The sequence below is a fragment of the Paenibacillus sp. NAIST15-1 genome (genome assembly GCF_001894745.1).
GTDB classification, from domain to species: Bacteria; Bacillota; Bacilli; order Paenibacillales; family Paenibacillaceae; genus Paenibacillus_B; species Paenibacillus_B suaedae.
On sequence record NZ_BBYF01000012.1, the window covers coordinates 117,719 to 140,208 of the forward strand.

At 50.2% G+C, this 22,490-nt stretch carries 17 protein-coding genes; all 17 read right to left on the bottom strand.

Features of this window, described 5'->3' with window-relative positions:
* Positions 1-75: 75 nt before the first annotated feature.
* Complete coding sequence (locus PBN151_RS21845) at positions 76-1,725, bottom strand: extracellular solute-binding protein (protein ID WP_072730681.1); 1,650 nt, start codon at positions 1,723-1,725, stop codon at positions 76-78.
* A 196-nt stretch (positions 1,726-1,921) separates the two neighbouring features.
* Complete coding sequence (locus PBN151_RS21850) at positions 1,922-2,830, bottom strand: carbohydrate ABC transporter permease (protein ID WP_072730682.1); 909 nt, start codon at positions 2,828-2,830, stop codon at positions 1,922-1,924.
* Positions 2,831-2,841: 11 nt separating this feature from the next.
* Positions 2,842-3,831 (bottom strand): ABC transporter permease, encoded by a 990-nt coding sequence (locus PBN151_RS21855; RefSeq protein ID WP_227774943.1) that lies wholly within the window; start codon positions 3,829-3,831, stop codon positions 2,842-2,844.
* A gap of 253 nt (positions 3,832-4,084) precedes the next feature.
* Positions 4,085-5,692 (bottom strand): acyl CoA:acetate/3-ketoacid CoA transferase, encoded by a 1,608-nt coding sequence (locus PBN151_RS21860; RefSeq protein WP_083545273.1) that lies wholly within the window; start codon positions 5,690-5,692, stop codon positions 4,085-4,087.
* Positions 5,689-6,432: a 3-oxoacyl-ACP reductase FabG gene (gene fabG / locus PBN151_RS21865; RefSeq protein WP_072730737.1), complete on the bottom strand. Its 744-nt coding sequence runs from the start codon at positions 6,430-6,432 to the stop codon at positions 5,689-5,691. The genes PBN151_RS21860 and fabG overlap by 4 nt, the downstream gene beginning before the upstream one ends.
* Before the next feature lie 25 nt (positions 6,433-6,457).
* Entirely contained in the window at positions 6,458-7,402 is a 945-nt protein-coding gene (phaZ, locus tag PBN151_RS21870; protein ID WP_072730684.1) for an intracellular short-chain-length polyhydroxyalkanoate depolymerase, read from the bottom strand.
* Positions 7,399-8,460, bottom strand: a complete 1,062-nt coding sequence (locus PBN151_RS21875) for a 3-oxoacyl-ACP synthase (RefSeq protein ID WP_083545274.1) — start codon at positions 8,458-8,460, stop codon at positions 7,399-7,401. Before PBN151_RS21875 ends, phaZ begins: the two co-directional genes overlap by 4 nt.
* On the bottom strand, positions 8,438-8,746 hold the full coding sequence (locus tag PBN151_RS21880) for a hypothetical protein (protein WP_072730685.1): 309 nt from the start codon (positions 8,744-8,746) through the stop codon (positions 8,438-8,440). Before PBN151_RS21880 ends, PBN151_RS21875 begins: the two co-directional genes overlap by 23 nt.
* A complete protein-coding gene (locus tag PBN151_RS21885) occupies positions 8,743-9,759 on the bottom strand; it encodes a branched-chain amino acid ABC transporter permease (RefSeq protein WP_028533713.1) in 1,017 nt (338 codons plus the stop codon). The genes PBN151_RS21880 and PBN151_RS21885 overlap by 4 nt, the downstream gene beginning before the upstream one ends.
* Positions 9,759-10,625: a branched-chain amino acid ABC transporter permease gene (locus PBN151_RS21890; protein ID WP_072730686.1), complete on the bottom strand. Its 867-nt coding sequence runs from the start codon at positions 10,623-10,625 to the stop codon at positions 9,759-9,761. Before PBN151_RS21890 ends, PBN151_RS21885 begins: the two co-directional genes overlap by 1 nt.
* 29 nt (positions 10,626-10,654) lie before the next feature.
* On the bottom strand, positions 10,655-11,359 hold the full coding sequence (locus PBN151_RS21895; RefSeq protein WP_072730687.1) for an ABC transporter ATP-binding protein: 705 nt from the start codon (positions 11,357-11,359) through the stop codon (positions 10,655-10,657).
* A complete protein-coding gene (locus tag PBN151_RS21900; RefSeq protein WP_083545275.1) occupies positions 11,337-12,203 on the bottom strand; it encodes an ABC transporter ATP-binding protein in 867 nt (288 codons plus the stop codon). Before PBN151_RS21900 ends, PBN151_RS21895 begins: the two co-directional genes overlap by 23 nt.
* 15 nt (positions 12,204-12,218) lie before the next feature.
* Positions 12,219-13,598: a substrate-binding domain-containing protein gene (locus PBN151_RS21905; protein ID WP_139295399.1), complete on the bottom strand. Its 1,380-nt coding sequence runs from the start codon at positions 13,596-13,598 to the stop codon at positions 12,219-12,221.
* 142 nt (positions 13,599-13,740) lie between these two features.
* A complete protein-coding gene (locus PBN151_RS21910) occupies positions 13,741-17,097 on the bottom strand; it encodes an AfsR/SARP family transcriptional regulator (RefSeq protein ID WP_072730688.1) in 3,357 nt (1,118 codons plus the stop codon).
* Between the two features lie 103 nt (positions 17,098-17,200).
* A complete protein-coding gene (locus PBN151_RS21915; RefSeq protein WP_072730689.1) occupies positions 17,201-18,865 on the bottom strand; it encodes a class I adenylate-forming enzyme family protein in 1,665 nt (554 codons plus the stop codon).
* A complete protein-coding gene (locus PBN151_RS21920; RefSeq protein ID WP_072730690.1) occupies positions 18,834-20,015 on the bottom strand; it encodes an acetyl-CoA C-acetyltransferase in 1,182 nt (393 codons plus the stop codon). Before PBN151_RS21920 ends, PBN151_RS21915 begins: the two co-directional genes overlap by 32 nt.
* A gap of 340 nt (positions 20,016-20,355) precedes the next feature.
* The gene (locus PBN151_RS21925) at positions 20,356-22,335 is read right to left on the bottom strand and encodes a methyl-accepting chemotaxis protein (RefSeq protein ID WP_072730691.1); all 1,980 of its coding nucleotides are present in this window, start codon (positions 22,333-22,335) and stop codon (positions 20,356-20,358) included.
* Between the last annotated feature and the right edge of the window lie 155 nt (positions 22,336-22,490).

Below are 22,490 nucleotides of genomic sequence, written 5' to 3' on the forward strand. Positions count from 1 at the left end.
GCAATATGAAGAAAACGGCGAACTCCTCTATGGAAGCCGAGGAGAACGCCAATTTTCCGGATTATTGGTGCACTGTTACTGGATGCTGTTGTATCTATCGAGCAGCTGCTGATCGATTTCCATTAATTCATCAAGTCCGAGCTTCTTCAGTTCGGAGATATATTGATCCCAATCGTCAAGCGATTTTTGGCCTAGAGCAAGCTTGGTCGCAAGCTCCTGAGAGTACGTGTTCAAGTTAGTTAAAATTTTTGTTTTCTTCTCGAGCTGCTGATCATCAGGAATGGCCAGATAGTTCAGGTTCATATTCACAAAATATGGTTTGTAATTTAAAATATTCAGCTCATGATCGGCTTTTGCTTTGGGCACACCAGAGAGCTCGAATTCCAGATTGGCGAATTGAACACGCGGAAAAACCGTGTCCCCAAATAACGGACGCCCAGTAATTTGACCCGATTTAGCCAACTCTTCGTCTGAGCCATTATTAATAAACACCTTCGCGCTGTTGCTGTCCTTCTTGTAAGTTTGCCCTTCGATTCCCCAATACAGAAGATCTGCATATTTTTCTGAGTAAATCGTATCGAAAAACTTGATGGCTGCTTCCACATCTTTGCAATCTTTTGTAATTGCATACTTCTGCCACACAAGGAAAGGAGGTTCCAACTGTGCTGCCGGAGTGATGCCGTCGACCGCCTTGAGCGGCATCAATGGGAAGAACTCCCCTCCACCGTTAATGGTAGGCTCCTGATAGGTCTCCAGATTATAATCACTCAATGAAGCAACCTGGTTTTCGGTCATTTTTTGTTGCTTTTGCTCCCCTGTCGCCCCAATCAGGCTTGTGTCGAGAATGCCCTCTTTTGTTAACTGCTGCAAGTAGCGGAAGTAATCTTTAATTCCGTCTTGATACCAAGGGGATACTACCTTTTTGTTCTCAACATCTACTGCCGTGATATCTGTACCAAGCCCGAACCATTGCGCGATAGCGCCTTCAAATTTGCTTGGATCGTATACGAGCACTTCGTTTTGCTTGCCATCTCCGTTGGCATCCTGCTCCCGGAACGTCTTCAATGTTTGCAAATATTCTGCAGCTGTGTTTGGAACCGGGAGCTTCAGCTTATCAAGCCAGTCTTTACGAAGCAGCATCGTCAATGCAACCGGTGCTGGCGTTTTACCCTGATATGTTTTTTTATGAAGATTGCTGAACCAGTACATTTTGCCGTCAGGCGATGTTGTCGTCTTTTTGGCGTATGGGAATTCTTCATTGTACATTTTCTTAATGTTGCCGTTGCTGTACTTCTCAATCAGTGGATTCAGATCAAGCAGGACGCCCTGCTTCGCCAAATTCAACACTGTCGTATTATCTAGAGCCGAAATGTTCACGATGTCTGGAAGCGAGGAACCGGACGCCATTCTCGTTTGAACGACCACTTTATATTGCTCGCCTGGAACCATCTCATAGTCCAATTGCAGACCGGCATCTGTGAGCATCTTATCGACTTCTTTCCATACCGGATATTTTTCTCTCTCATCGAATTTGATATATTTGTTAGAACCTTGCGGCCCAAGCAGTTTTAACTTTTTGACTTCGGTAGAAGCAGATCCTCCTGCTTCCTCCTTCTTGTCATCGCCGCTGTTGGCGTTGTTGCTGGAGGTGCTGCATGCCGTGCTCGACCCAATCACGAGAATTGCCGTTAATACGGAGATCATCGTTCTTTTCCATTGTTTCATTTTTAGATTCCCCCTCGAATCGATAAAAACGAATTTCAAAATGATTTCACCGAAATCTGGCCCTTGTAGCTGAAATGCTAAAATCTTATCCCAAGATATGTTGCAAACGCTTTCAAATTGTCAAAAACATTTTTTCTAGTCCATACCGCAATTCCCTTCGACATTAATTCGATCTGTTCCCTCAAAGAGTATAGTCCTACTCTTTTAAAGAACCAAGAAGCGCTCCCTTGATGAAATACTTTTGAAAAAATGGATACGTAAATATGACAGGCAATGCTGTAAAAACGATAATCGCGTATTTTAACTGGATGTTGGTCAACATGTTCGCCACCGCATTTTTGGTATCTTCCAGCGATAACATCTTTAGATCCACCGACTGTTGAACGACCACACGGTATAGATACATTTGAAGCGGATGAAGCTTTTCGTTCGGCAGATAGACAAGCGCGTCGAACCAGCTGTTCCAAATCCCGACAATCGAATAAATCGCAATAACGGCAAGAATCGGCTTGGAAATCGGCAATATAATCTTAAACAGCAGCTGCAGATGGGAAGCCCCGTCGATAAAAGCAGATTCCTTCAGACCATCTGGAATCGTCATAAAAAACGTCCTGACGAGGATAATATTCCAAATACTAACCATCCCAGGGATAATAACTGCAAACATGGTATTGTACATCCCGAGCTTATTCACGAGCAGGTAGGAGGGAATTAATCCACCCCCGAAATACATCGGAATTAGTAGAAATACAACGATCCATTTTCGCCCCTTCAGATTGCGTACCGTTAACGGGTATGCACCCAATACAGCCATTAAGCAGTTCAAAAGCGTACCTGCAGCAACGTAAATCAAAGTGTTCGAATACGCCCACCACATTTTCGCATCTCTTACGATCAATTCATATGAGCTTAGGTTAAAGCCTTTCGGAAACCAAACAACATTCATGGCGGCTACTTCCGAAGGCGAACTGATCGACATGATGATGACGAAATAAAACGGATACAGGGTGATTAAGCAAACGACGAGCGCGATCGCGTACAAGATAATGTCGACCACGACAGATCCTTCCCTAATCTTGTTCGGATTTTTCCTGACCGAGGCCATTGTACTCCTCCTTACCACAAGGCATAATCTGAATATTTACGGCTTAGCGTATTTGCGAAATACAGCAGCGTGAAGTTAATGACCGATATGAACAGCCCAACTGCCGTTCCTAGGCTGAATTGTCCGCCAAGCAAGCCATCGCGGTACAAATAGGTGCCAATGACATCCGCCGTTTCATATACCATTGGGTTATAGATCAACAAAATAAACTCGCTGTTCGCTGAAAACAGACTGCCAATCGCGAATATAAGCAGGAATAAGATGGTCGGACGAATGGATGGCAACGAAATATGGAGGATTTGTTTAAAGCGGTTGGCTCCGTCCATCTTAGCAGCTTCGTATAAATGAGGATCAACAGAGGACATGGCTGCCAAATACAAAATACTGCTCCAGCCAAATGATTTCCATATGCTCGTAATCGTATAAATGGCCGGAAAATACCCCGCTTCCGTGTTTAACGCGACCGGTGTCCCGCCGAACATCTTCACGATGGTATTAATGATTCCATCTGTATTGATGAATGACAACACCATGCCCGCAACGACGACGTTCGAAATAAAGTGAGGCAAGTAGCTTGCGGTCTGTACGTACTTCTTGAAGATGCCATTCTTCAGTTCGTTAAGCAATACCGCAAACAGAATGGGCACCCAGAAGCCAAACACCAGAAAATAAAAGCTGAGCGAGAACGTATTACGCATCAATCTTCCAAAATACGGACCATTAAAAAATTCAATAAAGTGTTTAAAACCTACCCAATTCGTATCTGTAAATGAGAAAAAAGGTTTTCCCGGGAAATAATCTTGAAATGCGATGATTATCCCGTACATCGGAATATAACTGAAGATAAAAATATGAAGTAGAACGGGAAGCATTATAAGGTAGAGTTGAGCATTTTCACGCAAGTGAAATGATCGGCGTCCCCCCGGTTGACTGTTCGTCTTCATGATCTTCCCCTTTCCATATCGATTGCGGTAATTTTTGGGCCCCTTCCGCAATTTCATGATAATCTCGCCCGGTTTTGTAAGGCAAGCAACATTTTTTGATAGCGCTCACAATATTTTCGCTGCCTTGAAAATCACCTCGAACAGCCATTGCAGACGCAGGTGATGGAGGCGAAGCAGCAATAAAACAAAAGGTCGAGTTAGGGTACCAACGTACCCCTTACTCGACCTTTCACATTACCAGTTATCATCTTACAGGCAGTAAATCAGCCTCAGCTTATGAGACAGTCTCTATGACAGTCCATGACAGTCCCTATCGGAACAGATCCTCTCCCATCCATTTCAGCTGTGGACTAATGCGAGGCACGATGTCCATATTGGCTAGAATGTCTGCTTCTAGCGATAGTCCCTGTGCCATCTCGATAAGTTCAAGTTCCCCTGCATACAGCCGGAATACTGCGCGCTCTGTCACGTACAGCACTTCGATGCCACGTCGCTGTGCATAATCTGCGCAGAAGGTAAGCTGCTCTACCTGCCGAACGAACTTCCGGAAGCGTCCCTCTTGAAGGATACGAAGGCCCCCATCAGCTATCTCCATCTTCAGACCGCCAGCCGTAAAGGTGGAGCAGAAGACAAGCTTCTTCGCATTTTGGCTTATATTAATGAAGCCGCCGCAGCCTGTCAGCTTGCCTCCGTACAGACTCACATTCACGTCTCCTCTTCCGTCTGCCTCTGCCATCCCCAGACAAGCAACATCAATCCCTCCTCCATCGAAGAAGTCGAATTGAGCTGGCTGATCAAGAATAGCTTCTGCAAACGCAGATGCGCCGAAGCTTAGCCCGCGTGCAGGTATGCCACCAACAGGGCCGGATTCAAGCAGCAGCGTCATATCTGTTCGTCCTGCTTCAAGTGCTGCATATCCAACTCCCTCAGGCAGACCGATACCGAGATTAACAACACTGCGTGAGGGGATTTCCTTGAGTGCTCGCCGTGCAATGACTAGCCGCTCATCTCTTGCCATTGGAGGCACATATGCGGCGGACGATTCCTGCTGTATCTCCCCAGCATATGCGGGGTTGTATACCTCTGCGAACGTCATTGTATGCTCCTCTGGCCTAGCGACAACAACAGCATCGACCAGCATGCCTGGGATGACTACCTGCTTCGAATGCATGGTTCCGTGCGGCACGATGCGCTCTACCTGCGCAATCACAATTCCTCCGCTGTTCCTCGCTGCTTGAGCAAGTGCCAGCATTTCTAACGTTACTGCCTCTCGCTCCATGGAGATATTGCCGCGCTCATCCGCAGTCGTGCCGCGCACGAAAGCGCAATGAATCGGAAAAGCTCGATAATAGAGCTGCTCTCGGCCTCCAAGCTGCACCAGCTCTACAAGCTCTTCCACCGTGCTTGCATTCAGCCTGCCCCCTCCATTCCTCGGGTCGACAAAGGTATGAAGGCCGACATGGGTCAATGTCCCCGATCGGCCTGCAGCAATATCACGATAGAGATGTACAATCACACCCTGTGGAAAGTTGTAGGCTTCAATCCGGTTATCGAGCGCAAGCGCGCCCAAACGCGGAGCAAGTCCCCAATGCCCTCCAATGACCCGCTTCACCATGCCTTCATATGCAAGATGGTTCACGCCGCGAACAACGCCATCCCCTTGTCCGGCTGCATACACAACTGTAAGCCCTGTCGGCGCCGCCTCGTTCAAGAAGCGGCGCTCCAGCGCTGACGTAAGTGCTTCTGGGTGAGCACATCCAACGAAGCCTCCCACAGCAACCGTTGCATCATTCGCAATAAGCTCCACCGCTTCATCCGCGCCCATAACCTGAGCGCAGCGGCGCGGGACAAGCGGTTGATTCAGCCGCTGATCGAAGCGGCTATCCACTGTGCTGTGACGAGCATCTAGTCCATTCAAATGGACAACCCTCCGTTCACTTCCAGCACTGTTCCATTTATATAATCAGCTGCATCCGAAGCGAGGAATAAATACGCTTGTGCAACTTCGTCCGGCCGTCCTAATCGGCGCAGCGGTACTTTTTCACGCATACTGTCAATAATCTTGTCCGGCATCTTGGCCACCATCTCCGTTGCGATGAAGCCTGGGGCAACCGCGTTCACACAGATCCCCTTATATCCTAGCTCCCGAGCCCATGTACGCGTCATGCCAATGACGCCTGCTTTGGTCGCAGCATAGTTCGTCTGTCCAATATTGCCTTGAACGCCAACAATCGATGAAGTATTAATGATTTTACCCTTGCCTTGCGCCGCCATATAAGGAGCTGCAAGACGCGTGCATAGAAACACTCCATTCAAATTCACATTGATAACATCCTGCCATTGTTCTGGGGTCATCTTCAGCAGCATCGCGTCACGTGTAATTCCAGCATTGTTGATCAGAATATCGATAACGCTAAATGTTGCAACCGTCTGCTCCATCAGTTGCCGTACACTTTCTTCATCCGCTACATTCGTCTTCACGAATAACGCACGATCACGCTGTTCTCTTGTCAGCTCATCGATCACTTGCTGCCCCGCCGTCTCATTGAAGTCAGCGATAACAACATTCGCCCCTGCCTCAAGAAACAAGTGTACCGCTGCAAGCCCTATGCCGCTTGCTCCGCCTGTAATGATTGCCGTTTTCCCTGTAAGCTTCATCGTCATCGTCTTCCCGTGTCTCCCTTCAATCTGTATAGCCGGCCGATGCAGTTGACCCGCTAGGAGCTGCTTCTGATGAATCTCTCCCCAAGAAGGACTCGATTACATGCAGCAGCTGCGGAAGATCGTCAACTAACGGTGAGTGACCGCATCCTGTCAATGGAACGAACTCCGCAATGTCTCCCAGATCAGCCAGCGTCTCTCTCGTCATCGCCTCAGTAATAACTAAATCCTGCATGCCCCGCAGAACCAAAACGGGTGCTTTTATTCGTTTCACAGCCCCGCTTCCCGGAGATGCTTCATGATCAAATACACTCACGTTAAACGTGTTCAGCGCATGATACACATCCATCAGATTACGCTGCGTCAAAATATCGTCTATATAGGTTTCGTATCTTGCCTCTTCCGGTTGATTCCGATCATAGATAACGGCCTCATACAATTGCTTCATAAACCGGCGATCCCGACGTATGTTCGCAGATTCGATGAGGGTATTGCGAGCCAATGATCGAATACCTTCTATTGTCGTAATCCGGCGCGTAACATCTGGCATACCGTTCGATCCGTCCTCATAAAATGGATATCCACGAGTCGAGACGCTTGCCAGCAGCACCAGCCGTGTTACCTCATCAGGATAAGTGGCTGTATACTCCATTGCCACCCCGCCACCAGTCGACCATCCAATGAGGGTGAAACGAGTTAGTCCGAGTAAATCGACCCATTGCTTCACATCTGCAGTGAAATCAGATAAGGATTCAATCGGCGTATGATAGGTAGAAATACCAAACCCACGCAGGTCGACCGCATACAGCTTATACCGAGCATCCATCTGTTCCAGCACGACATCCCAATGGCAGGACGAATTCATGTTGCCATGAATCAGCACAACTACCTCATCGCCGCCATCACGTTCACGGTATCCGAGTGTTTCCCCATTTGGCAATTCAACGGCTTTTACATGAATCTTCATGCTTCGTCCCCCCATCTTAAGGTGAGTGCGCCCCACGCATACCCGATGCCCGCAGCTGCTAATACAACAATGCTGCCCGGTTGAATCAACTTCCGTCTTACGCCTAATTCCAGACATAGAATCGGATCGAATTGACCGATATGACCATAGTCCTCTAAATAAACGGAACGTTCTTCAGGAATCCCTAAGGAGCGCAGCACGAATTCATGTGCGGATCGCTTCATATGAAGCAAGCCGATAAAACCAATATTCGAGACCGTATATCCACTACCCTGAATGGCTTGTTCCACCACCTGAGAGAATCGCTGCATCGACACCGCATCCAGTCGCGACTTCATCCGTTCTGGATCTGGGACTCGGAAGCAAGCCTGACCTTGCGCCAATAGCTCAGCCGTCAATGGCTGCTTCGTTCCCCCTGCTTGAATGATGACATCTTGCGCAAATGATCCATCCGTAATAATTGCTGAATCCAGCACCTCTGGATACGAAGGGCCAGCCCCACGCTGGAGCAGCATCGCTCCGCCGCCAGCACCCAAGTTCGCCATGAAGCGAGTGTTCGGATCCGTTAAGTCAATCAGGTCGCCGTTGCGATAGCCGCCAGCAAGCAGCACAGTGCGAATACGAGAATCCCCCAACATCATCGACTTCGCTGTCCGAACAGCCATAATTGCCGTACAGCATCGGGAGCCCATATCGAAGCCCCACGCATTTACAGCTCCAATCTCATGCTGCAGTTGAAGAGCCGCCGTCCATACCGGGTATTCCTTGTATTCTTCACCGATATATATAATGAGATCAATTTCCTCAGGCGCGATCTGGGCACGACGAATCGCTTCCTCCGCTGCTGCAACCCCCATCGCGCAGGGATGATCATCAGGCCCTGGGACAGGCTTCTGCCGGATGCCCAGCTTCGACTCCACAATATGCTGAGGAATGCCTGACGCTTCTGCAATATCACCGCTAGTCATTTTCTGGTCAGGGATGTAAGTTCCTACGGACAACAGACGGACGATCGACTGCTCATTCTTTTCTCTTTCATTCATTCCGTTCTCGTTCATGCGCGTCATTCCCCCGCTTCATCATCAGCTGCATATAGCCAACCGCTTCCTCCCATGAAGCAACGGTCTGCTCTTCCTGGCCCTGTACATAGGTAATTCGGATTCGCCAATCGTCCAATCCCTCGGTCTCCTGCCGTATCCGGCAGCGGACGACAAAGGAACCGACCACAGAGGTATCCTCAACCAAATGATGTCGATTGTCCTGATTTCGACTGTCATGAGCCTCCAAGTGCACATCCTCTTCCAAGTGCTCCGCAGCCGTGTCCTTCTGCCTGCGAGAAGTCATCCTGCCTCCTCCTTCCCATGCCGTGATGCTGTCTCCGTAGGAGACGAAGAGGCTCTCCTTCCTCTCCGCTTCATCCACCACATTCGGAGCGTTCCGGTTATGCCTGCTGGGAAGATGAGCACGACGACAATGTAGAGAAGGCCAAAGAAAATAATCCATCTCTCGAATATGGGGTGGAACTTAGCCAGCTCAGTTAGGCCATGGTGCGCCCATTCAATAATCGCTGAGCCAATAATCGCCCCAAATAGTGTCCCAACGCCGCCAATAATCGTCATCAGAAGCGCGTTCAAGGTCATATCCATCGCGAACACCGTCGTATTGACGAATCGCAGTGTCAGCACATACATGGATCCGCTAATGCTGGCGACTACACCTGCGACTACACTTGCAAACACCTTGTAGTGGATGATCTCATAGCCGAGCGAAGCGGTTCGCTGCTCATTTTCACGTATCGCCATCAACACACGACCGACGGGGGATTGCGTGAACCTTCTGAGCAGCATATAGATGACAACCATCACAGCGAGCGATACCATGTACAGCACCGTCCGATCCTTTAGCTCCGAGGGAATCGGGAACGTGAAGCCGTCATTTCCTCGCGTCAGAGACCTCCACTTCTCCGCCAAGACAAGCAGCAATCCGGAAAAGGCCAACGTAAGCATTGCGTAAAAGTGATTCTTCAAACGCAAAGACAACATGCCTACCAGATAGCTGAGCAGCGCCGACAAAATCACACCTGCTGCAATCGACAGCAGCAAGACTCCGATGTTGGCCCCCATCCGATCGAGCATGACACCAGTTGCGTACGCACCAATACCGAAGAACATACAATGACCGAATGAGACAATGCCTGTATAACCGAGCAAAATGTCGTAACTCATCGCAAAAACAGCGAAGATGCAAATTTGCGTCATAATAATGAGGAAGCTGCGCGAGTCATTGATCCACGGCAGCACGGCAAGTCCAATGACGAGCAGAAGGAACCATTTCGTTCCGATGTTTATATGTCTCATTACGCTCCCCCCTTCGCCCCGAACAAGCCTGAAGGCTTAATGAGAAGGACAACCACCATCAACAGCATATTGCCTGCAAGCGACAAGTCCGGCACATAATAGGCCATAAATGCTCCCGACAAGCCAACTAACAGTGCCGCCAGTGCAGAGCCTTGGATGCTCCCCATGCCGCCAATGACAACGACGATGAAGGCAAGAATGGCAAATTGCATGCCCATTTCGGCAAAGATCACTCCTGAGTATGGAGCAAGCAGTACGCCTCCCAGTGCCGCCAGACCTGCCCCAACCATAAATACAAGCGTGAATACACGCCGAATCGGAATGCCTAGCGCTTGAACCATTTCCGGATTCATAACGCCTGCGCGCACGATTAGACCAATCTTCGTACGCTTCAATATGAACAATAATCCGCCGTACACGAGCGCACCAATTACGATGATGAAGATTCGGTATTTAATTAGAATCACTCCGCCAACTTCCCAGCTTCCGCTGAGTATAGGCGGGGCATCCGCCTTAAGTGGATTCGGGCCGAATACAACTTTGAGCAATTCACTTAACACGAGCATAACGCCTAGCGTGACCAGAATCTGCTGCACATGATTGCCGTACACGGGCCGAATGACAATGCGTTCCATCATGAAGCCAAGCAGCATTCCAACAAGAATTGCCCCCACAATCGCCAAGACGAATGAGCCCGTTGCCGCATACAACCACACCCCGCTATAGGCACCCCAGGCAAACAAGCCGCCGTGCGCGAAGTTGAGCACGCTCATAAGTCCGAATATAAGTGTCAGCCCCGACGCGAGCAGGAAGACGAGCATTCCGGTCGCAAGCCCATTAACAATCAGATTGATGAACCCGTTCAATACATACTCCCTCCTCTTTGGCGCATCGGTTACGCAATGCCCAAATACTTCCGCCGTGTCTCCTCGTCATAACGCAGTTCATCCATCGTTCCTGCCTTCACGACGCGCCCTTCGTCCATCATGTAGTACGCGCTTCCAATGCGGCTCGCCATAAGGAAGTTCTGCTCAACTAGGAGCACGGTCGTCTTCTCCTTCATCTGCTGGATAGCTTCCATCAGCTTCTCCACCATAATCGGGGCAAGCCCTTTGCTAGGTTCATCGATGAGGAGCAATTCATTGTCGTTCACATATGCCCGGGAGATCGCCAGCATCTGCTTCTGCCCTCCACTCAAGAGCCCACTCTTGCGGTTCCAGAAGCGGCGCAGATCTGGGAACAGCTCCATTGTCCATTCCAGCCGAGCAGCAGCCTCTTCGCTATTCCCTCTCATCGCAATACGCATCGTTTCTCCTACCGTTAGATCCGTGAAGATTCCCTGATCCTCTGGAACATACCCGACCCCTTTGCGAGCAATGAGATGCGTCGGAAGCTGATCCAATCGTTCTCCCTTATAGTGGATTTCTCCCTTGGATGCCGGATTCAATCCCATAACGGAACGCAGTGTCGTCGTCTTGCCCGCCCCATTGCGGCCAAGCAGTACGGTAATCCCACCAGCCTTCACTTGGAAGGTGACCCCTTGCAAAATGTGAAACTGTCCGATATACGTTTCAATTTCATTCACCTGCAGCAGCGTCATCATACAACCCTCCCAAGTAAGCAGACTGTACCAATTCATTATTCATAATCTCATCCGGATGACCATCTGCAAGCAGCTTCCCATTAAACAGAACGGCGATCGTATCGGATAAATCCAGAACCATCTCCATCTTGTGCTCAATGAGTAATATCGTTCGATCTTTGGCATCCTTCACCCGACGGATCACTTCCATAATCGCTGGAACCTCTTCCACCGATATGCCAGCCGTCGGTTCATCGAGCAGAAGAAGCGACGGCTGGAGCGCTAGCAGCATCGCTAGCTCCAGCTTGCGCTTCTCTCCATGCGCCAAGTGCTTCGCTGTAGCACCGCCTCTTCCTCCAAGCAGCACCATTTCGAGCCAATGCTCCGCTTCTTCTTCAAACTGACGATACGCTCGCAGTGATCGATACCAATTCATGCGAACACCATGTCTGGATTGGACAGCAAGCCGTACATTCTCCATCACCGTCAGATTGGGGAATACATTCGTGATCTGAAAGGATCGCCCCATCCCAAGCCTTGTCCGTTCGAATGGGGGCAGCAACGTCACGTCGCGCCCCTCGAATTGGATCTGGCCAGAAGTTGGCCGCAGCTCGCCGCTTAACAAGTTGAACAAGGTCGTCTTACCTGCACCATTTGGGCCAATGATTGACTTGAAGCGATTACGCTCAACGGTGAGGTTCACTTCCTGTACTGCGATATGTCCGCCGAACGCAATCGTCAAATCTGTTGTGCTCAAAATCTTATCCACCGCTTGGGACGAATGGGAGCGGCGAGCTCTATTCGTCCCCTGTTCAATCGGCAGCGACTCGGCCGTCCTGAGGTTGTTCTCCGCTCCGCTCATGTCCTGACCTCCTAGTTAACGTTTGTTGCGAATCGGCGGTGCCGTCTCTTCTGGCGACAGTTCACGGATAAGTACAGGAACCGGATAATCGGTACCATCCTTCTTCTCCAGCTTCACCGCATACATCGTCTGCAGTGCTTGATGATCCTCCGCTCGGAACGTCATCTTGCCCTTCGGCGCATCAAATGTCATTCCATCCATCGCTGCAATCAGCTTGTCGGCAGTCGTATCCCCGCCCGTCTTCTTCACCGCTTCCACGATCGCGATCGCTGCTGACATGCCGCCAGGTGTGAACAAATCTGGCAAATCTCCATTGAATCGCTTCGTATGTTCTTCTACGAGCCATTTATTCACATCATTGCTCGGAAGTGAATGGTAGTACACCGAGAAGCCTTCCATCCCCTCCAGCTCCTGCATTGTCTTCAGAGCCGCGATATCCGGAGCTCCAGTAGACAGTTTGATGCCTTGCTCCGTTACCTTCATATCCTTAAGCTGCTTCCACGGCGTATTCGCTCCCGCCCATACTACGAACAAGTAATCCGGTTTTGCACTTACAATTTTCTGAATGTTCGCGGTAAAATCCGTTGCAGTAGCGTCCGCGTACTGCTCTTCTACAATTTCTGCACCAAGCTTGATCGCTGCTTCCTTGAACGCCTTAATGCCATCGCGTCCGAACGCGCCATCCGGTGCGAACGTTGCAATCTTAACGCCCTGCTTCGCTATCGCCGCCGCGCCTGCAACCGCGTCCTGCGAGGAATTGCGTGCAGTGCGGAATACGTATTTGTTCCACAACTCGCCTGTAATGCTATCCGCAACAGCCGGCTCGACGACCATAATCTTCTCGTATTCCTCAGCAAGCGGAAGAACCGCTAATGTATCCCCTGAGCTGGATGAACCAACAAGGAAATCAACCTTATCGGTTTCAAGCAGCTTGGTTGCCTTCTTAACGGCTACGTCCGGCTTCGTTTCCGTATCTTCTACAATGAATTCAACTGGCCGTCCATCGATCGTCTTCGTACCTTGTGTGGCATAGTCGATGCCAAGCTCGAATCCGCGAACCGTCTGTTTGCCGTAACTTTCAAGCGCCCCCGACATGGAAGCAAGCACTCCGATCTTGATTGGCGTCTTATCTCCATCGGACGATTTCTTCTCTTCCGTTTGATTATTCTTGTTCTCTGTCGATGCTGCACCATTGTTCTCTTGCTTTGCGGAGTTCCCTCCCGCATCACTTCCACTGCTTCCACAAGCAGCTGTCAGCAGCAGGAGCAAGGACATGAAGCTGAGCAGCAATAGTCTTGACATCTGTATGCGAACCGCCCGTTGCTTATCATGGCTGCGATGTAATTGTTGCTTCTGATTGCTTGTTTCACGAATAAATAACTGTGTCATAGACACCAAAAACCCCCTTACGAATCATTTCTCATTCATCATAAGAGGGTATAGTTACAAATGAGTTGCATCGGTTAGGAAACCGCAGCACGACATACTGCCAGCTTAATCAACAGATAAGCAAGCAACATTCCGCAGCAGTACCCTCTTAATCGTCATCACTCAGTATTACACTCGATATGTCCCGAACAAGTTCTCGGATATCCTTCATCGGCTCGATCCCTAGCTCTTCCTCCAACGCCTTTCGGCATTTGTTGTACCAGCGCAAAGCTTGATTGCGATTGTTCATTTGAAGATGACAAGCAATCAGGATTCGGTACGCCTCTTCCCAGCAGCGATCTTTCGCTACAATCGATTCCGCCCAGCGGATCGCCTTGTCGAAGGTATTCATAGCCGCATAGTGGCAAGACAATCTCTCTGCTCCACGCATGAACAACACTTGCAAGCGTTCCCGTTCCTCAATGCACCAATCCTCGTAACGGCGTTCAGGCATATAGTCGCCTTCATAGATAAGGAGCCCTTCCTCCAGCAGTTTGATTGCCTGCTCCACATCGCCAGCTTCAAGCCCTTGTTCGATCGCCATCTCGAAGCGATTGGCGTCGAGCACCCAGCCCGCAGCCGGATTCAATTGATAGGTGGTTCCCCGCCTAATGATGTAATAAGGGTTCGAACGAACACGACGATGCGGTTCCAAGGCCGTATTCAAGGCATTTAGCGCCACCTTGAAGTCTCGATTGGCCGCCTTCTCCTCTGATTGAGGAAACAGAGAATCCAGCAGTTCTTCCTTCGTCAACGAACGAGTCCGTCTAGTCACCAGAAGCTGGAACAGCTCTTTTGCCTTGCCACGCTGCCAGTCTTTGTCCGACAACTCGATATCGCCAAGCTGGACGACAAAATTCCCAAGCGTATGTATATACAAGGTATATCCAGGGTGGTACGTAAGCTGATCTAGTCCTAATTCCGTAAGCATCGTCGATGCGTAGGAACGGCAAATATCAAGTCGTACCGCTTCAATAAGCAGCGGAATGAGCTGCTGCGTGTCGCTCGGCCCGAACAATGTACGCCGCGTGATCAGGAACGAGTAGCCTTCCCGCTCCGTCCGCGCCAAAAAGCGCTCCATCGCAACCGCGAACTTGCTGTCCTGCTCTGTCCGATAGGCGCATAATGCGAGCCACATCTCAACAGCAGCGCTGCCGAATCCATCACCGCAAGCGAGGAAACGTTCACTACATTCACGGAAAACATCCTCGGCTTCGGCATACCGATTCGCGTTGAACAGTGCAATGCCCATGCTCAGCCTAATTAGCGAGGTGAGCCAGCCATCATTCGCGAATTGCGTCTTCTCCCAAGCACTATGCCCGTATCGTAGAGCCGTATCCGTTGAACGAGCTCTGCCGAAGAGCAAGCAGAGTCCCATATATGGCTCAGCGCTGCCGCGCTTCACTTCCAGCCGTTCCATGATTGACAGCGCCGCCTGATAGCAATCAGCAGCTACCTTCGCATCATACTTCCCAGTCAGCTGCGCAGCATGGCCCATTCGCATCCATCCGCAAGCCTCTACGAAGGGCGCCTTGAAGCGAATGCCCTGCATCATTCCCGCTTCTGCCGCCTCCTTCGCCGCAACTGGCTCTCCGCACATACTGCTGATAAGCGAGAGCAGCAGATCAATCTCGCGGTGCGAGCGGGATAATGTCTTGGAATGGTAGCTAAGCCCGCGGAAGAGCGAACCCTGTTCCTGTTCCATCATCTGGGCATGCATTAGCTTCGACTTTGCCTTGTGCAGTCTGCCGGTACGGAGGAACAACCGCGCTTCAAGCAGCCAGTCTCTTCCCTCTGCGTGGATATGAATAGCCCGATCGTACCAGAGCTGCGCTTCTGTTCCTCTGCCCGCATTAAGCATATTTTCAGCCATCAATGTATATAAGCGGCCAAGACGCTCACGCTCGCCCGTTCGAACCCTTCCACCTGATTCATAGCTTGAATGCCGCAAGTTAACGCTTTCAATTCGATCTACATGCATGATCCGGCCTCCATAGAGCGACTCTGCAATTGCAATCGCACGCTCCAGCAGAGGCTCTGCCTTGCCAGGTTGTATCGTATCCAGAAATAAGAGAGCTTGCCCTTCAAGGGCCATCATCTGAACAATGCGATTGCTGGCACTATCTGCTTCATATTCGGCTATGCGGTATTGGGCTGACGCCTCTTCATACTGGCAGCGATAACGCATAATATCCCCATGCAGCACATGCAAATATGGGTATCTTCGCTTCGTACGCTCTGGAATCGTCAGCAAGGAGGCATGGACGAATTCCAAATGACCGCCCTGTATCAACTCTTCGCCCCCATCCTGCAGCAGCAGTGCCGTCTCTTCGCCATCCTGCAGAACCATCGCCTGTGCCATCGCCAGATCATAGCGGCCGCGCGATGCGAAGATGTGAATGGCCTGCTTCGCCAAAGACACGTAACGATCATGCTGTCTTCTCAACTGATCGAGCAGGAATTCACGGAACAGGGCATGATAGCGGAACTGCTTGTCATCGACTGCTGACAAGAAGCCGCTGCCGCACAGCTCAAACAACAGGGCATGTGAACCGCTTCGCCCGCATACGGCATCACACCAGTCACCGGTAAGCTCGTCAAAGATACTCGTCTCCAGCATGAAGGAGCGCATCGACAAAGATTGCTTCTGGAACAGCTCCAATGCCAGAAACTGAAACAACTCCTCCATCGTATCTCTTGGCGCCCGCAGAAGTTCTTCTAGCGACCCATTGGAAGACAGCAGCCGCTGCCATATAAGCTGCACCGCAATAATCCAGCCTTCCGTCTGCTTATAAATCCGCTCAAGCTGCTGCTTCGTAAGCGGGTACCCGTAATAATCGCTGTACAACACTTCAATTTCTTCTTCATTGAATGCAAGCTCTTCCTTGCCAATTTCCAGTACATGGCCTCGGATGCGCAATGCAGCTAGACCATCCCACTGAGGCTTGGCGCGTGAGGAAATGACGATGCCCATCTTGTCGCAATCAGGCAAATAGGACACAACATACTGCATCCATTCGTCAATGCTTGTAGTCGGTTCGACGAGGTGGTAATCATCAATGATTAATATCGTCCGCTTTGAAAGCGATACCAACTCATTCAAAAATAAGTCTGCCAAGGCAATGATATCTTCACTGCTGTTCCGATTTCCACCGCTGTGCAGCTCAGCAAGCAGCGATTCCCCAAAATCGGGAACCGCTTGCCGCAACGTATAAATGATATGGGATACAAATGGGATAAAGTCATTGTCTTGAGGAGATGCTCCGTACCATGCATACGTCATGTCCGAGGAGCGCAAATAGGCGGACAGCGCCGTCGTCTTGCCGAATCCCGGACCAGAGGTCAATATGGTGAGCGGGAAATCTGTAATGCGGGTTAGCACTTTAGCAAGACGAGGACGGTGGAGCAGCTGCTTCTTCAGAGGGGGCGGCATTAATTTCATTTTAAGCACGCGGCCTTCTTTCATGCAGAACCTCCAATTCCTCTATTTTCCAATGTTGTCCTGTATATTGTATCACAGTTATACCTGCTTCAAGCACTTTTACAAAAAAATGAGCGGCTGACCTCGGTCAACCGCCAAACCATGCTTTCATTGCCTTTTTGTCCAGCTTGCCCACTACTGTCTTTGGAAGCTCTTCAGTGAGAATAAAGCGCTTGGGCACTTTATACTTCCCAATCCTCGCTTGACAGTATTGCTTGAGTTCTTCTTCCGTCAAGGAGGAGATCTCTCCTGTACTGACAGCGGCAACGACAACTTCGCCCCACTTCGAATCTGCTATGCCAAGCACAGCTGCTTCCAGCACCTTCGGATGGCTCTCGAGAATATGCTCCACTTCAAGTGGATATACATTCTCTCCTCCGGTAATAATCATATCTTTCTTCCGGCCAACAATATAGTAATAGCCGTCCTCATCCCTTCGAGCCAGATCCCCCGTCAACAACCATCCATCCTGCATCGTCTCTTCCGTTGCCTGCGGATTGTTCCAATAATGAGAGAACAAATGACCTCCCCGAAGCACCAGCTCTCCGACTTGACCTGCTGCCAGCACGCGCCCGTCAGATCCAATAATCCTTGCCTCTCCGAGCAGCATCGGCACGCCTACCGATCCGGGCTTCATTCTAGCCGCTTCCGGCTCGATTACGAAATTGTTTGGACCAGACTCTGTCGCGCCGTATCCTTCCTTAAAAGGCAAGCCTCTAACATGAAATGCTTCATATACGGATAATGGACACGGGGCACCTCCCGAGAGAAAGGTTCGCATATCCGGAAACATATCATTTCTAAATGAATCGCACTGAACGAGCAGATGATACATCGTCGGCACCATTAACACAATCGTACAACGTTCTTCCCGAAGGAGCCGGATCATGTCATCCGCTTGGAAATTGCGCACGAGCACGACCGTTCCCCCAGCCATAAGTACAGGGAATGTCAGTGCATTAATGCCTCCAGTATGGAACATAGGCAAGATCGTCGGCGTAACGTCCGATTCGTTCAACTGCCAGCTAATTACCGTGTTCGCCGCATTCCAGAATACAGAGCCATGCGACAGGACAACCCCCTTCGGTTTCCCTGTCGTTCCCCCGGTATAGATCATGAGCCATGGATCATCGAGGCAGATTGCTTCCTGTGCCAATATATCACGAGGTTGTGCAGGCTCATCTGCCGTTGTCCCGGCTGCAATCTCAGCATCTGCATCCTCGATTGCATTGACTGTCGAACTCCCCGGCTGTTCACATTGGGCCTCCGCCTGTTCATGCAGCAGCTCAGACACGTCCAATCGTACTACGCTTCTCTCTTGTAATGCTTCAGATAGAGGAGCAAGCGAAGGCTCTGTTCGATCATAGAGCAGCACCTTCGGCGAACAGTCCCGTACAATTTCATGCAGCTCTGCTTCCGCGAGCCTCCAATTCATTGGGGCGGCAATCGCGCTCAACAGTCTGCAGGCAAGCAGTGCATCCAGCATCTCAGCCTGATTTAGCAGCAGTACAGCAACCCGATCCCCAGCGCTAACACCATGATGCTGCAGTACAAACGCCAACTTCCTTGCACGGCATGCAAGCTCTCGATACGTGTATCGATTCCCTGTATGAGCGTCTACGACCGCGACTTTATCCGGTGTCTTCTCGCAGCGATGCTCGAACCAGTATGCAGCACTGTCCACCGTTTCAAAGCTTCGCCATGAATGCTGTCGTTCCGATTCAGCCCCGTTCGACGATGACAGCGACACCATGACCGCCTCCTACACAGAGCGCAGCCGCGCCGTATTTCACCTTTCTTCGCTCCATCTCGTGAAGCAGTGTCACAAGCACTCTTGTCCCGCTGGCACCAATCGGATGTCCGAGCGCAATCGCACCTCCGTTCACATTGACGATCTCTGTATCAATGCCCAGTTCCTCGGTAACAGCCAGCGCTTGTGCCGCAAAAGCTTCATTGATTTCGAACAGTTCAATATCCTGCATGCACAGGCCTGCCCTGTCAGCAGCCTTCCGCAGCGCAGATACAGGTCCGAGTCCCATCCATTCCGGCTCCACGCCTACTGCTGCATAACCGCGCATCACCGCGAGGGGTGATAAATTACGCTTCACAGCTGCTTCCGAGCTGCACAAGACAACAGCAGCTGCCCCATCATTAATCCCGGACGAATTCCCCGCTGTAACCGTGCCATTGCTAAGGAAGGCAGGTTTCAGTTTGCTTAAATTGTCCATGGTCATGCCATGGCGAGGGTGCTCATCCGTATCCACCGTCCGGAATGCCCCCTTGCGTTCAGGTACTCGGATTGGAACGAGCTCAGCTTCGAATCTTCCTTCACGCATCGCTGATTCCGCACGTTGTTGGCTCTTTAGTGCAAATGCGTCCTGCATGTCACGTGTGATATGATAGCGTTCCGCTAATTTCTCTGCGGTAATGCCCATTGGCTGCTGTAGAAAGGCACAGGTCAGTCCATCATGCAGTACAGTATCCAACAGCTCCCCGTGCCCGTACTTATATCCCTGTCTTGCCTGCTTGAGTATATAGGGAGATTGGGTCATATTCTCCATTCCGCCAGATACGACGATATCTGCATCACCCGTCCTGATGTTCTGTGTCCCCAGCATGACAGCCTGCAGCCCTGATCCACAGACTAGGTTGACCCCCGTCGCTGGCGCATGGATAGGGATGCCCGCCTGTAAAGCCGCTTGTCGTGCCCCATTTTGCCCAACTCCAGCTTGCAGCACCTGTCCCATCCATACTTGATCCACATGTTCTCCCATGATGCCAGCGCGGCTGCAGGCCTCTTGAATAGCAGCTGTGCCCAGTTCCACTGCAGTCACATCCCGATAATTGCCTTGAAATGAACCGATTGGCGTGCGTGCCGCCCCCATTATCCACACTTCATTCATCTATTCCACCCCACGTTCAGGATTTATGGCTGCCGCTTGCAGATATGTCCTGCAATGTTCAGAGGCTAACCCCCTCCCCAAATGCCCGTTCACCCGCAAGCCTGTATATCCACCATTTCCAGTAAACGCGATGACAGTTGCAAATCAGTTGCATAACGGTACAGACATGAACGCACTCCATGACCTTGCTCTTCGCATGGGCTATTTCGAAATAGATGCGACCGAGAAGAAGTGAACCGATAGGACAACAAAAAAGCACTCGAACCGCGACGCGGTTCAAGTGCTCTCCGTAATTTGTATATCTTTATTGCATCCGTAACGCCGCACCTAGCAAGGCAAGCTATGCCTTGAACTTCGCAGACAACTGCTGCAAATCATCAGCAATGGTAGCCAAGTGGTTCGCGTACGAAGCCATTTCCTGCATGGCCGCATTTTGCTGTTCACCGGCTGCCGCCACATTTTCCATTTCAAGCAGCGTTGTATTAGTCATTTCACTCGCTTCATCGAACGAAGTGATCATCGTACCATTGGCACTAGTGAGTTGAGTGCTCATTTGTGCAATATGACTCAGTTGTACGTTCATTTCATCAACTGCTGCGAACATGTCGGCAAAGCTGCTCGTCACCGTCTTCGTCACCTGCTGACCTTCCTCTACCGAGGCTGAACCGTTCTGCATTGCTGTCCATACCGCTTCAGAACGTTCATGAATATGCTGAATCATGCCTGTAATTTGCCCAGCCGCTTCATTCGTCTGCTCTGCCAGCTTGCGAACCTCATCAGCTACAACTGCGAATCCACGGCCATGCTCACCCGCATGTGCAGCTTCAATCGCTGCATTCAGGGCGAGCAGCTTCGTTTGTGCAGACAACTCTTGAATGAATACGACAATACGGCGAATATGCTGGGACTGCTCAATCAACTGCTCCGTTTCCTTGGTCGCCAGCTCTGTATGTTCTGTAATTGCATTCATTTGCGAGCGTACACTGCTCAACGCCTGCTCTCCTCGTACTGCCCATTCACTCATATCATTAGCAGCCTCGGAGGACAGATTAACCAGTTCGGTAACTTCCTTCAACTGGCGGCCAGACTGATGCGCATCAGAGCGAACCGCTTTGAGACGATCATTAAGGAGCGATGATTGTGCAGACACCTCCTGGTAAGAGGCAGCAACCTGCTGCAGAGACGCTACATTCTCTTCTGTATTAGCGGAGAGCTCCTCAGCAGAAGCTGCAACCGTCTCGGACACTTCGCGAATGCGAAGCAGAACATCAGTCAAGGACTGTGCCATCGTGTTGGAGTTTTTCTCCAAGCGTCCAATCTCATCGCTGCGATCCGACTCCGGAATCCGTTCTGTGAAGTCACCCGCAGCAATCCGTTCCGTCAGCTGCTGCACGCGGAGAACGGGACGAATAATGCTCTTTACAAACCGCCATAAAAATAGTCCCATTAATGCGATAAGAACGACTAGGAAGATGGATGCGACAATAAAAATGTAGTTGGCTTGACTGTTGATTTCCGACAAGGCGATGACCGAGACGATGCTCAGACCCATTTTGTTGCGTTTGTCGTAACTGACGAACTCATTACGTCCTGCCGCATTCGACTTGTAGGCACCGTGATCTTCCGCTGTCGCCAGCTCTCCGTACGTAGCTTCGTCCAGAACCGTCCCCTGCTTGTACACCGGATGCGTTACGACCTGATTATCCTTGTCAACCAGGCTGATATAACCGCTTTTCCCTACTTTGTATTTCTCTACAGCCTTGTTAATCCGATCGATTGCCACATCAATGGCAACAACTCCATTCTTCCCTGGGAGTTCTTTAGCGAACGTAACTACCAAATCATTCGTTATCGCATCGCGATACGGCTTCGTCACAATTACTTTCCCGGCACTTTTCTTTGCCTGCTGATACCAGTCCCGCTTCATCGCATCAATCGTCTCATCACTGTCATTAGAACTGTGTATGTATTGATTATCTACAAAGACATATGCCGCATATATATTCTCAATATCTTTGGCAATCTCCAGCATCCGATCATGGATCCAGTCCTTTTGTTGCGACTTCTTACTAATGCTGTCAGCCAGGCTGTTTACCGTATAGGCATTTGAATCATACATGTCATCCAGCATACCGACAATGGATTGGGTAGCCCCATTCACTTGATTGTAGACCATGTCTTTCGTATTGCTTGCTGCCGTACCTGTCAGGATAATGATAAGAATAATCGTAGGAACGACAATAAATAACGCAAGTAAGCATATTATTTTCTTTTGTAAGGATTGTTGTATTCCTGTAGTCCACTGAAAAAACCTCTTCATGTTGACACCCCTTTGCTTGCCAAGTCTCGTTGCCAAAATACGTTTGGTATATCGGTATAAAACGGTAAAAGTTTATACATTGTTACAAAATCAACAGATGGTAATTAACACCATATCATCCTTGTATCCTCCCGTTTCTCTTCCTTTCCCTTATG

What these genes read in the sequence shown, in the direction of transcription:
- PBN151_RS21845 (WP_072730681.1), bottom strand. Translation starts at nt 1,725, where the DNA reads ATGAAACAATGGAAAAGAACGATGATCTCCGTATTAACGGCAATTCTC.
- PBN151_RS21850 (WP_072730682.1), bottom strand. Translation starts at nt 2,830, where the DNA reads ATGGCCTCGGTCAGGAAAAATCCGAACAAGATTAGGGAAGGATCTGTC.
- PBN151_RS21855 (WP_227774943.1), bottom strand. Translation starts at nt 3,831, where the DNA reads ATGAAATTGCGGAAGGGGCCCAAAAATTACCGCAATCGATATGGAAAG.
- fabG (WP_072730737.1), bottom strand. Translation starts at nt 6,432, where the DNA reads ATGAAGCTTACAGGGAAAACGGCAATCATTACAGGCGGAGCAAGCGGC.
- phaZ (WP_072730684.1), bottom strand. Translation starts at nt 7,402, where the DNA reads ATGAAGATTCATGTAAAAGCCGTTGAATTGCCAAATGGGGAAACACTC.
- PBN151_RS21875 (WP_083545274.1), bottom strand. Translation starts at nt 8,460, where the DNA reads ATGAACGAGAACGGAATGAATGAAAGAGAAAAGAATGAGCAGTCGATC.
- PBN151_RS21880 (WP_072730685.1), bottom strand. Translation starts at nt 8,746, where the DNA reads ATGACTTCTCGCAGGCAGAAGGACACGGCTGCGGAGCACTTGGAAGAG.
- PBN151_RS21885 (WP_028533713.1), bottom strand. Translation starts at nt 9,759, where the DNA reads ATGAGACATATAAACATCGGAACGAAATGGTTCCTTCTGCTCGTCATT.
- PBN151_RS21895 (WP_072730687.1), bottom strand. Translation starts at nt 11,359, where the DNA reads ATGACGCTGCTGCAGGTGAATGAAATTGAAACGTATATCGGACAGTTT.
- PBN151_RS21900 (WP_083545275.1), bottom strand. Translation starts at nt 12,203, where the DNA reads ATGAGCGGAGCGGAGAACAACCTCAGGACGGCCGAGTCGCTGCCGATT.
- PBN151_RS21910 (WP_072730688.1), bottom strand. Translation starts at nt 17,097, where the DNA reads ATGAAAGAAGGCCGCGTGCTTAAAATGAAATTAATGCCGCCCCCTCTG.
- PBN151_RS21915 (WP_072730689.1), bottom strand. Translation starts at nt 18,865, where the DNA reads ATGGTGTCGCTGTCATCGTCGAACGGGGCTGAATCGGAACGACAGCAT.
- PBN151_RS21920 (WP_072730690.1), bottom strand. Translation starts at nt 20,015, where the DNA reads ATGAATGAAGTGTGGATAATGGGGGCGGCACGCACGCCAATCGGTTCA.
- PBN151_RS21925 (WP_072730691.1), bottom strand. Translation starts at nt 22,335, where the DNA reads ATGAAGAGGTTTTTTCAGTGGACTACAGGAATACAACAATCCTTACAA.